General features: G+C 34.9%; 12 protein-coding genes and 1 pseudogene. 7 read left to right on the top strand and 6 right to left on the bottom strand.

Features of this window, described 5'->3' with window-relative positions:
- Positions 1–28 precede the first annotated feature (28 nt).
- A complete protein-coding gene (locus BHE89_RS00910) occupies positions 29–1,162 on the top strand; it encodes a M20 family metallopeptidase (RefSeq protein WP_069367397.1) in 1,134 nt (377 codons plus the stop codon).
- 9 nt (positions 1,163–1,171) lie between these two features.
- Positions 1,172–2,579 (top strand): annotated as a pseudogene (locus BHE89_RS26760) (YfcC family protein).
- A 48-nt stretch (positions 2,580–2,627) separates the two neighbouring features.
- Here the strand turns inward: BHE89_RS26760 and BHE89_RS00900 are convergent.
- Entirely contained in the window at positions 2,628–3,260 is a 633-nt protein-coding gene (locus tag BHE89_RS00900) for a TetR/AcrR family transcriptional regulator C-terminal domain-containing protein (protein ID WP_069367395.1), read from the bottom strand.
- Between the two features lie 116 nt (positions 3,261–3,376).
- On the opposite strand from BHE89_RS00900, the gene BHE89_RS24600 reads away from it, so the two are divergent.
- The 4 genes from BHE89_RS24600 to BHE89_RS00890 all read left to right on the top strand — a co-directional run bounded on the left by BHE89_RS24600 (position 3,377) and on the right by BHE89_RS00890 (position 6,025).
- Complete coding sequence (locus tag BHE89_RS24600) at positions 3,377–3,718, top strand: HlyD family secretion protein (RefSeq protein WP_286145801.1); 342 nt, start codon at positions 3,377–3,379, stop codon at positions 3,716–3,718.
- Between the two features lie 70 nt (positions 3,719–3,788).
- Positions 3,789–4,331 (top strand): HlyD family secretion protein, encoded by a 543-nt coding sequence (locus BHE89_RS24595; RefSeq protein ID WP_286145800.1) that lies wholly within the window; start codon positions 3,789–3,791, stop codon positions 4,329–4,331.
- On the top strand, positions 4,318–4,479 hold the full coding sequence (locus BHE89_RS24590; RefSeq protein WP_286145799.1) for a hypothetical protein: 162 nt from the start codon (positions 4,318–4,320) through the stop codon (positions 4,477–4,479). The genes BHE89_RS24595 and BHE89_RS24590 overlap by 14 nt, the downstream gene beginning before the upstream one ends.
- A 184-nt stretch (positions 4,480–4,663) precedes the next feature.
- Complete coding sequence (locus tag BHE89_RS00890; protein WP_286145798.1) at positions 4,664–6,025, top strand: MFS transporter; 1,362 nt, start codon at positions 4,664–4,666, stop codon at positions 6,023–6,025.
- Between the two features lie 77 nt (positions 6,026–6,102).
- Here BHE89_RS00890 and BHE89_RS00885 read toward each other — a convergent pair whose 3' ends face one another.
- The gene (locus BHE89_RS00885) at positions 6,103–6,513 is read right to left on the bottom strand and encodes a DUF411 domain-containing protein (RefSeq protein ID WP_128860265.1); all 411 of its coding nucleotides are present in this window, start codon (positions 6,511–6,513) and stop codon (positions 6,103–6,105) included.
- Positions 6,514–7,045: 532 nt separating this feature from the next.
- Entirely contained in the window at positions 7,046–7,429 is a 384-nt protein-coding gene (locus BHE89_RS00880; RefSeq protein WP_128860264.1) for a YgiW/YdeI family stress tolerance OB fold protein, read from the bottom strand.
- A gap of 377 nt (positions 7,430–7,806) precedes the next feature.
- On the opposite strand from BHE89_RS00880, the gene satP reads away from it, so the two are divergent.
- Entirely contained in the window at positions 7,807–8,370 is a 564-nt protein-coding gene (gene satP / locus BHE89_RS00875) for an acetate uptake transporter (RefSeq protein ID WP_069367412.1), read from the top strand.
- Positions 8,371–8,389: 19 nt separating this feature from the next.
- Here satP and BHE89_RS00870 read toward each other — a convergent pair whose 3' ends face one another.
- The 3 genes from BHE89_RS00870 to BHE89_RS00860 all read right to left on the bottom strand — a co-directional run bounded on the left by BHE89_RS00870 (position 8,390) and on the right by BHE89_RS00860 (position 10,593).
- On the bottom strand, positions 8,390–8,974 hold the full coding sequence (locus BHE89_RS00870; RefSeq protein ID WP_069367391.1) for a rhomboid family intramembrane serine protease: 585 nt from the start codon (positions 8,972–8,974) through the stop codon (positions 8,390–8,392).
- A gap of 87 nt (positions 8,975–9,061) precedes the next feature.
- Positions 9,062–9,973 (bottom strand): N-acetylglucosamine kinase, encoded by a 912-nt coding sequence (gene nagK, locus BHE89_RS00865; protein WP_069367390.1) that lies wholly within the window; start codon positions 9,971–9,973, stop codon positions 9,062–9,064.
- Positions 9,974–10,131: 158 nt separating this feature from the next.
- On the bottom strand, positions 10,132–10,593 hold the full coding sequence (locus BHE89_RS00860; protein ID WP_286145804.1) for an NADAR family protein: 462 nt from the start codon (positions 10,591–10,593) through the stop codon (positions 10,132–10,134).
- Positions 10,594–10,985: the final 392 nt, after the last annotated feature.

The following is a 10,985-nucleotide window of genomic DNA, read 5'->3' as shown; positions in this document are numbered from 1 at the left end:
CAAATTATAATTACAAGAGGTAAGAGAAATGCAAAACACAATTAATTCACAATACAATGAAATGGTTGAATTTTTAAAAGAATTAGTGAACACAGAAAGCGGATCTTATGATAAAGAGGGCGTTGATGCTGTTGCTAATTTACTGATTCAACGTTATGAGCAATTAGGCTTTATTGTTGAGGTTTTTAATAATGAAAAACTGGGCAATAATTATCGCTTAGTTCATAAAGAAGCCAAAGATCCACAGATTTTCATAGCTGCTCATCTTGATACTGTTTTTCCTAAAGGAACAGTGGCAGAACGCCCATTTAGTATCGAAGATACTCGTGCTTATGGCCCTGGTGTTATTGATATGAAAGCCAGCCATGTTCTGACTTATTATGCTATCAATGCACTTATGCAATCAGGTAATAATGCTTATAAAAATGTTGAAATCTTCTTAAATTGTGATGAAGAAATTGGCTCAAAAACTTCTCGTGGTCTGATTGAACAGTATGCCAAAAATAAATCCTATGCCTTAGTGATGGAGCCAGCTCGTGCTAATGGAGCGATTGTGAGTGCGCGTCGAGGTGTGGGAACTTATGAGCTTTTAATTGAAGGTAAAGCATCTCACTCTGGTATTGCACCAGAAGCGGGAATTAGCGCTATTCAAGAGCTCTCTTATAAAATCCAAGCATTACACGCACTTTCTCGTCATGATGACGGCCTTTCTGTCAACGTAGGATTGATTTCTGGTGGTACATCCGTTAATACCGTCGCACCTAATGCGCGTGCTGAGATTGACGTTCGTATTTCAACCGATGAGCAAGGTGTTGAAATTGATAAACTTGTAAGAGAAATATGCAGCAAACCTGTATTAGAAGGAATTAAGCTTACACTTAATGGTGGTATTAATCGCCCTCCTATGGTTAAAACACCTGAAAGTAGTGCATTAATTGACATCATCAAAGAGCAAGCTCGTCTACTTGGTCTTGATATTGAAGATATTTCAACAGGTGGTGGCTCTGATGCTTCGTTTACAGCAGGGGTTGGCACACCTAGTGTAGATGGTTTAGGCCCTATTGGGGGATATCAACACAGCGATAAAGAATATATTGATTTGCCTTCATTAACCGAAAGAACGGTGCTATTTGCCAATATTTTAAAGCGCTTGTCTCAATAAGGTGAATGTATGGATAAGAATAAAAAAATAAAATGGGCTATGCCTGATGCTTTTATTATTATTTTTGGCATCGTTATCTTAGCCGCTATTGCAACTTATTTAATTCCTGCAGGCACTTATGAACGCGAAACAGTAAATGGACTAAATCGTGTTGTACCGGGTAGTTTTGGTTATGTTGACCAAAACCCTGCATCATTAATGGATGTTTTTTATGCCATTCCTGTGGGATTGAAGCAGTCAGCGAGTATTATTTTTCTGATCTTTATGATTGGTGGTGCGATTGCTATTTATGATAGAACGCGCGCTATTGATTCAGGGATCAATGCGTTAATTGTCAAAACAAAAGGTAATTATCAAGCACTGATTATTACCGTTGCATTTATATTTGGAATGCTTTCATCATTAGGATTGGCTGCAAATGCGGTTATTGCTTTTATTCCAATAGGAATAGCCCTTTCGCGTTCGATGAAATTAGATGCCATAACGGGAGTTGCTGTTGTTTACCTAGGATATTATGCAGGAAATGCAGTCGGTGTTTTAGATCCTACTATTTTAGGTACAGCACAAACTTTAGCTGAAGTGCCTTTATTTTCAGGTGTGATTTTTAGAATTGTATTATTCTCAGTTCTGATTGTGGTCACTATTGCTTATATTGTTTGGTATGCAAGACGTATCGCGAATAATCCAGCTAAAAGTTATATGTATGGACTAGCAACAGATGATCCTGATTATGATGCTAACAAAGATCAAACCGTGGACGGTACTTTCTCTTTAATACAGAAATTGAGTCTTGTGGTCTTTATTGCATTTATTGGATTGTTTTTATACGGTGCATTTGAGTATAAATGGGGGAATTGAGCACTTATCTGCCATCTTTATTATGATGAGTGTTGTGGTTGCGGCGATGTTTAAAATTTCCCCTAATGACTATATAAAAACCTTTATGAAAGGCGCTCAGTCCTTAGTTTATGGTGCATTGGTCGTCGGTATTGCAAGAGCTGTGATTGTTATTTTAGATGAAGGTCGTGTATTGGATTCTATTGTTCAAGCCACACTCGTTCCATTACAGCAAACCTCTCATTTTTGGGGAGCACAGTTACTTTATTTATTTAATTTATTATTTAATTTATTGGTAACATCAGGAACCGGACAAGCTTCTATAGTGATGCCAATTATGGTACCTATCTTAGATATCTTGGATCTCACTCGCCAAACTGGTGTCTTGATCCTTAAATTAGGCGATGGATTTACTAACATAATTACACCAACATCTGGCGTATTAATGGCGGTATTGGCCGTAGGAAAAGTGCCTTGGACTCGTTGGGTTAAATTTGTTTTCCCTATCTTGATGGTTTGGACCGTGATTGGTATGGCGGCGATTGGTATCGCAACCGCTATTAGCTATGGCCCTGTCTGATTTATAAAATAAAATAGCCGCATATAATAAGCGGCTATTTTTTCAATTCTAATTAATTTGATGTTGAAACCCTAAAATAAGTTGTTCTAATCCAAAATCAAAACGATGGGCAAAATCATCAGCAAAAAGAATATCTCTTGCTTGCCAAGTTTGTGGAAATTTATCTTGAACTAACTGTTTAAATGCTTCTCTTTTATGGGTTATCTCTTCTTTTTCAATGAGCATGACAGATTGCTGTTCTATACAGCAACCTAAAATAAAGTAGAGTAAAGTCATTGTCATTTTGCTCGCTAATTCAGCAGATGCACCAGACTGCATAATGGCACTAATAAAAGTATTATTAATGCGTAAGACATTTTCAGAGATCACATAAGTACCCGCAAAGACCCTAGCACCATCTCTATGGCGTAAAAATGCATTTCTTAAATCATAAGCAAGCTGCTTACAATCTTTTTGCCAATGATGTTTCAATTCAAAATTGATCGCAACATCACTCACGATTCTGTCGGCGATACCTTCAATTAATGTCTGTTTATTATCGAAATGCCAATAAAGAGAGGCCGCTTTTATTTGTAAAGCATCCGCAAGTTTGCGCATGGTTAAACCTTCAATACCTTCTGATTCTAGTAATGAAATAGCAGTATCTAGGATTTTTAACCGATCAATTTTAGGGCTTTTCATAAATAATTCTCATTTCCTCTTTTCTATCTAACAATGTTAGTTTAACATATTTCCTAAGACTAACAATGTTAGATTGGTGGTTTGATTAAGTAAAAAAGTACTATTTAGGGGGATAAATGGAAAATAAACCATTAAAAAAAGAAAGAATAATGCAATTTATCATGAGTTATACGCCTTGGATTGCTGTTATTTTTGTCATCATTTTTATTGTTGTAGCGACATTAGATTGGGACAAATGGTGGAGTGATGCCCGTTATCAAACAACTGATAATGCCTATGTTAAAACAGATCCCACTATTTTAAAGTCTCGTGTAACTGGATTTATTTCTGAAATAAAAAAAGAAGATTATCAAATAGTTAAGCAGAATGAAGTGATAGCTAGTATTAATAATGATGAACAATTACTGAATAAAGAAGTGGCTATTGCAGAATTAAAAAAAAGCACAATTACAATTTGATAATTTAAAAGAAGAGATAAAAGCTGTTGAGCTTAATATAGACATATTACGTAATCGTTATGAAGCTACAATGATTGATGTTGCGCAAGCAAAGCGCAATCCTTTATTACGAAAAGAGTTAATTAAGAGTGGTGCTATTACTCAACAAAATTATCTTGATGCACAATCTGATTTACAACGTCTAATCAAATTACAAGATGCATCTAAACATGAATGGGAACAAGCTCAGCAATCATTAGTATTATTGAAAGCACAAGAACAAATTCGTTTAACAGAAAAAAATATAGCTCAAACTCAGTATCAACAGACTGAAACGGAACTGACTTATACAACGATTAAAGCGCCTTTTGATGCACAGTTAAATAAAATAAAGGTCAATATAGGAAGTTTGGTCACATCGGGTACAGAAATTGTGACGCTAACACCTTTGGATCGTATCTATATTATTGCTAATTTAAAAGAAACGCAGATAAAAAGAGTGCTTCCAGATCAGCTTGTTACTATAAAAATAGATGCGTTTCCTAATGAAATATTCAAAGGAAAAGTTCGTTATATTGGCGCTCAAAGTAGTGGTGAATCAGCTCTTATTCCAGCAGATAATGCCAAGTGGTAATTTTACTAAAGTCGTACAACGTATTCCTGTTTATATCACTTTCGATAATAACAATAAGTTATTAGCTAAATTGCGTGCAGGCATGTCCGTGCAAGTAAAAATAGACACAGAAAGTTTATCTATAAAGGCGATTGATGATGAGGCTTAAATGTTTATCTAGCGTACAAGAAAGTCGGCCTTTATATATTGTATTTTCTGTTTTTTTAGGGGCTATTTTATCTACGCTTTTTCTTCGTATGTTCTCGATTTCTTTAGCTGATATACGTGGCATATTTGGCTTAGATATTTTACAAGGTTCTTGGTTAAACGTCGTTATTAATGCAGCTCAGTTAATGAGTATGACATTAGTACCTTGGTTTATGGTTATCTATGGTGCGGAAAAAATACTTATTGGTTCAAGTGTATTACTTTTTTTTCTGCTGTATTTTAGTTTCTTCTTTTTGGCGAATTTATTGGGCTACCTTTTTTTATTAATATTGCATTTTTTGATTGGTTTTTGCTTAGGTGTTTATTTGCCTATGACAATTTCTTTGGCATTAAGAAGCTTAAACCCTAGTGTTTGGTTAATCGTTATGGCGGCTTATAGTCTACGTGTTTCTGTTGGAATGGATGCAGGGGTAGCGATTTCAGGTTCTGTGATTGAAATTCTCAATTGGCGCTGGCTTTATTGGATTTCAATGCTATTTGCTCTAGCTATTATATTTTTTGCTTGGAGAGGAATGCCCATATCTTCTATCAATAAAGAATTACTGGCACAAAGCGATTGGGGAGGAATGACACTAAAATGCTTAGGTTTGATTTTGTTATATGTTGGTGTTGTGCAAGGTGAATTACTAGGATGGGGGGATTCAGGGCTCATTATTTCTTGTTTACTTGGTAGTAGTGTTTTAATGCTCATTTTTATTATTAGGGCATCAATTTATAGTAAAAGCTTTGGTTATTTAAATTGGTTTGCCAATCATAATTTAAGAATTTGTTTTGTTATTGCTTGTTTATATGGTTTTTTGATGTTGCCAAACTCTCTGTTTGTATCTTCATTTTTGAGCATTGTTGCGGGTTTAAAAGCACAACAAATAGGCGAAGTGACTAATATGGCTTTTATTATTTATCTCCTTTTTAGCCCTTTTGCCATTATGATTGCTCGTCGATTAGAGCCTAGATTAGTGATGATGATAGGGATCGCAATTATTGGGATTGCTTGTTTGATTGGGCATCAAATCACGTATCAGTGGCGAGCTGATGATTTCTTTTTATTAATCATGGCACAAGCTATTGGAGAGTGTATTTTATTAATTGGTTTGATTGCTTCATTTGTCACAAATATTAAACCGAGTGAGGCGCTACATCTCGGTGCTTATATTTCGATAGCGAGAGTATTAATGCCAGCCCTAGCTGGAGCTTTAATGAATACCTATTTGCGAATATCTTATGATACGCATCAAAATTCATTGAGAGGTTATATTCAAACAGGAGAACAGAAATTATCTGGGGATTTTCTAGTTAATATTCAGCATGTTAGCTCTTTGATAATAAGGGAGTCGCATGTGGCTTCTTTTATTGATGGATTTCAAATTATTATGTGGTTTGTTGTTTTAGGATTAATTTGTATGTTTTTTTTTAAAGTCGTCTCCTATAAACCCTATTGTACCTACATTATTTACGATAAAAAAAATAAAACTCTGCCTGGAATTTGATAACAGGCAGAGAAAAATAGCACTATCGGAGAGATATATCGCTATATAGTAAGAATAAAATTAAGTAGGAAAAAGAACTAGTTGTAAGACTTAAATAGGGATTGGCTACCTGATTTATCAAAGGCGATAACCTGGTAAGGCTCTTTGTAATCACCTGCGTACATGCCTAAACTACCCGCCGGCATTCCAGCAACAGCAATGCCGGATTTAGATTTGTCGACTAAGTCAATATTTTTTAGGCTATCAACAGGGATATGTCCTACTAAATCTTTACCTTGATAAGTTGCAAAGTGGCAGCTTAATAAATTATTTGGGACACCTGCTTGTTGATATTTTTCCATTAATTGTGTTTCTGAAACAATATTTACTTTAACGTTAAAGCCAGCTTCTTTTACACCATCAGCCCATAAAGTACAGCATCCACAATTCTCTGTTTTATAAATCTCAACAGTCTTATGATCAGAAGCATGAGCTGTACTTGTAAACATAGAGATTGCAATGAGAGAAGGCAGTAATAATTTTTTTCATTGTTCATTCCTTTCATTAAGTTGATAGGCGAAACAATAATCTTTCCCCCTACAGGAAGGTCAAATTAATTAGGGTATAAAGACGTAGAGTTTTGTAAAAAAATATATATAGAAAACAAAGGTATAAATAATACTTTGTTTATCCTATTTTGATATTTTTCGAGAATATGACTTAATATAAGAAGAAAAAAAGCCTGCATAGCAGGCTTAAAATGGAGAAAACAGGGTAAAACGTAGAGTTGTTAGGAATGAGGGTATCTTATGAGTTAAATCACCTCTTGCGAAGAGTGACTGTGCTTTAACTGGTTATAACTATAAACCTAAACGTAACTTGAGGTTAAAGCGGATAAATTTGTATAAAGGATCCAATTTTATTGATTAAACTAAAACATAAAAAAGTAAAAATAAAAAAAGCTAATATATTTCAATATATTAGCTTTTTTAATAACCAAGTAATGCTTATTTTAAAGACAAATTATTTGATTGATAGTAATTACTTGATAATCGTAATTTGTTTTACGTCGATCTCAGTATTTGTCCACTCTTTATCAACTTTACCTTCAATTCTGACGGTATTCTCAGGTGTGACTGTTTGCCCGCGCCATCTTTTATTATCAATATCTACGTTGATACCACCGGTGCTATCTTCAAAAACATATAGCTCATCACCGATTTTCTTCGTAATTTTGCCTGTTAAGATAACCCAAGTGTCATCAGAAAGATCTTTTACTTTAGCAACCGTTGTTTCACTAATAGAAGGACCTTTAAATCCACCTTGTTCTGTGGGCGTTTGAATGGCGCTTTGAAAGCCCACTTCATGTGTTGTATTTGCTTGAGATGCAAAAGCCAAAGTACTACCGATTAATAATACCAATATTTTTTTTCATAACAAGCTCACTTATAGGTTAATAATTCAACTAATTAATGTGTGATATTTTTATTTCATTTCTATGTATAAAACCGCATTTTAAGGTAAATTTAAGTATTAATATATCAACTGATTGATATTACCCTTTAAATTATAGACCTTTTATTTTTTATTTTATTCTTTTTTGTTGATATAAGCATCTATCACTAAATACCTCTTTTCTTTAAGTTAAATCCACTAGTTATTTCCCCTTAGGATCGGTGTTGGCGGCTATTCAAACATATCCCCTTTGGGATCATTGTTTTTAGATGTATTACCTCTTATTATCCAGCGCTTTCAAATTTTTTTTTAATTTTCCCCTATTATTTTTAGAGGTTTTAGGTTTTATGACTAACGAACGTATTGCCAATCCGGGTCCATTGGGTTTAATGGGTTTTGGTATGACAACGATTTTGTTGAACATACATAATGCCGGTTTTTTCCCCGTAGTTTCAGTTATTATGAGTATGGGGATCTTTTATGGTGGGATTGCTCAAGTTATTGCAGGAATTTTTGAGTTCAAAAAAGGCAATACTTTTGGTGCCACTGCATTTACCTCTTACGGCTTCTTTTGGGTAACCTTGGTAGGTATTTGGTTATTACCTGTGATGGGATTAAGCGAGCCAACAACACCTCTCTTTTTGGGTGTGTTTTTAGCATTATGGGGAATTTTTACCTTTTTCATGTTTATTGGTACGTTAAAAGCCAATAGCGCACTCCAGTTTGTCTTTTTAAGCCTGACAATTTTATTTGCTTTGCTAGCGATAGGAAATATCACAGGGAATGCGCTGATTTTAAAAATTGCTGGTTTTGAAGGTATTATTTGTGGTGCGAGTGCTTTTTATCTTGCAATAGCTGAAGTATTAAATGAAATGTATGGCAGAACAATACTGCCAATCGGCCACAAGTAACCGCTTTATAAAGAAGTGGCTATTTAGCCACTTCTACTACTCGACTTTTACGGCGTATTAATTTTCTTGCGCACCATGCATAGAGTAGCCCTGCAACGACACCTGAAATATGTGCTTCTGTTGATACACCTAATTGTCCTGGAATTAATCCGTAAGCCATTGAGCCATAATAGAATAAAACAAAGAGTGCAATGATAATATCGATAATTTTACGTCGAGTAAAAGCGTGAGCTATAAGTAAAGACCATAATCCAAAAATCCATCCACTTGCACCAACGTGAATAGCATTTCGTCCAAAAATCCAAACTAATAAACCACTTACGATAATAATAAATATACTGGAGAATATATATTCTCGTAGAGATTGTGTCATGGACAAAAAGCTAAGGATCAGAAGTGGGAGTAGATTACTAAATAGATGAGACCAAGATCCATGAATGAATGGGGCGATAAAAATACCAATTAAACCTTCACCGGTTCTTGGAATAATCCCCCATTGAAGAAGAGATATCGGTAATAGTGAGTTAATAAGTTGAAGTAAGATTAATAGGATAGTTAATCCACCAATAAAGGTGAGCCTTTTTTTAAACCAAACCTTATCCATAATGGTAGCCTTAATAGTGTGATGACGTTGATAATACGCGATAAATAGAAGAGCCTTTAATAAAAGAGAAAGGCTCTTTTTTATTTATCAATCTAATAAATTAAGGCAAGCAGCTCCACGAGCGCCACCTGCATCACCATGACGTGCTTTTTCTATTAATGGGATTTGTGTATTTCCGTACACACAGTGTGAGAGATATTCAGGTAATAGCTCATACAGTGCATTAAATTGTGATAATCCACCACCAATAACAATTAAATGAGGGTCAAGTACAGTAAGAATGTTGCTAAGGTAAATCGCAAGGACTTTCATATAGCGATCAACATGCTCTTGCGTCTTTTTATCGCCTGCATAATATTGCTCAACAATATCAACGGCTCTTTGTGGGGCATTATTGAAGGCTTTATACATACGTTCAAAACCACGGCCTGATAAATAGGTTTCAAAACAGGCTTTTTTACCACAACCACAAATAATTTTTGGCATTGTTTCACCAATCACGTTATCTGCATCCACATTCAGATTCATATGACCGATTTCACCTGCAATCCCATTCTTGCCAGATAATACTTTGCCATCAATAACAAAACCGCCACCGACTCCTGTTCCTAATATAAGACCTAATACAGAAGGGTAATGACGAAATTCAGGATCCCAAGCTTCCGACAAGGCAAAGCAATTCGCATCATTTTCAACTTTAACGGGTCTATTGAGTATATGTGCGAGATCGTGAACCATAGGCTTGTATTTAGCCGCTGGAACATTCGTGGTAAATACTGTTCCTTCTTTGGCATTCACAATACCAGGAATACCCACACCCACTTTCCCTTTATAACCTAGTTCGTTGTCGGCTTCTAACGTCAGTTCCTTAAAAACATTCAATAATGCTTGATAGTCATTTTTAGGTGTCGGAACACGTTTTTGCCATACTTGAGTCAGTTCTTTATCAAAAACGGCAAGTTCAATTTTTGTGCCGCCCATATCAAAACCATAATACATATCAGTCTCTTAATTATTCTGTAAATATTATTTATAATAACAACAAGGTTGTCGTTACGTGGCCATTTCTATTTCAGTCAATACTTAAGTTATCTCTACTGCTTATATACACTAGGTTAAAGAAGAACAGTGATTGGTGACAGTTGAGTTTTCTTTATCTATTGATGATTACCTTCAATCAAGGCACTACGTACTTCCATTAGAGCAAAGCCTAATAAATTTAATCCATTCCAAAGAAGTGGGTTGTTAATCTCGTTGTCTTGCTCACTTAATCCGACTCCCCATATTTTATCAACGGGGCTTGCTTCAACAAGCACACGATTGCCTGTTGAAATCAGAAATTGACCAAGTTCTTTATTTTGGGAAAACTTAGCAATATTGGCACGAATAACAATATCCATACGGTGTTGTTCCCAAATACCTTGGTCAAACCCCTTTACTTCTCTGCCTAATGCTTTTGCCGAGCCTGGATTAGATGTTGTAATAATTCTTTTTCTGACTTCTATATCATTAAATAGCTTTGCTTTTTCAGCCATCATATAGTGCTCAGCGCTGGCATAACGCACATCATCTAATATAAAAGGTGCTGGATACCATTGGCTAAAGCAACTTTTTGCGATGTCATTACCTTTACTTTTGTGCCCCCAAAAGTAGATGTACTTTATTTTCTTTCCGGCACGAAATTCTTTTTTTTAATTGTTCTAAATCCATCTTTTTTCCCGTTATGTCGAATACTCGTCATTCACTTAATAAAGATAGCATAGAAGTAAATAAGGATAGAGTGCCTTTTTGCTATTCTGTGAGTAGGTGAAGCGATTCTGCTATTTAAAATAATATTCAATAAACTCATCTTAATTTGATTGGTTTTTACTGAATGATAAAAAAAAATAGAACATAGATTGCTAGGATTAGATCTTAAAAAAAATAGAGTTAAAAACGTTTCTTTATTTATACCACTACACAAAAAGATAGTCTTAAAGCGATACTCTTTGCTTAGTATAAAGGTGTAGCT

Source organism: Shigella sp. FC1967, assembly GCF_001743005.1.
Taxonomy (GTDB): domain Bacteria; phylum Pseudomonadota; class Gammaproteobacteria; order Enterobacterales; family Enterobacteriaceae; genus Proteus.
The sequence above is the reverse complement of the archived record's forward strand: the minus strand, read 5'-3'. Positions and strand labels throughout refer to the sequence as shown.

Coding starts and splice junctions, on each gene's coding strand:
- BHE89_RS00910 (WP_069367397.1), top strand. CDS start 29: ATGCAAAACACAATTAATTCACAATACAATGAAATGGTTGAATTTTTA.
- BHE89_RS00900 (WP_069367395.1), bottom strand. CDS start 3,260: ATGAAAAGCCCTAAAATTGATCGGTTAAAAATCCTAGATACTGCTATT.
- BHE89_RS24600 (WP_286145801.1), top strand. CDS start 3,377: ATGGAAAATAAACCATTAAAAAAAGAAAGAATAATGCAATTTATCATG.
- BHE89_RS24595 (WP_286145800.1), top strand. CDS start 3,789: ATGATTGATGTTGCGCAAGCAAAGCGCAATCCTTTATTACGAAAAGAG.
- BHE89_RS24590 (WP_286145799.1), top strand. CDS start 4,318: ATGCCAAGTGGTAATTTTACTAAAGTCGTACAACGTATTCCTGTTTAT.
- BHE89_RS00890 (WP_286145798.1), top strand. CDS start 4,664: ATGAGTATGACATTAGTACCTTGGTTTATGGTTATCTATGGTGCGGAA.
- BHE89_RS00885 (WP_128860265.1), bottom strand. CDS start 6,513: ATGTTTACAAGTACAGCTCATGCTTCTGATCATAAGACTGTTGAGATT.
- satP (WP_069367412.1), top strand. CDS start 7,807: ATGACTAACGAACGTATTGCCAATCCGGGTCCATTGGGTTTAATGGGT.
- BHE89_RS00870 (WP_069367391.1), bottom strand. CDS start 8,974: ATGGATAAGGTTTGGTTTAAAAAAAGGCTCACCTTTATTGGTGGATTA.
- nagK (WP_069367390.1), bottom strand. CDS start 9,973: ATGTATTATGGTTTTGATATGGGCGGCACAAAAATTGAACTTGCCGTT.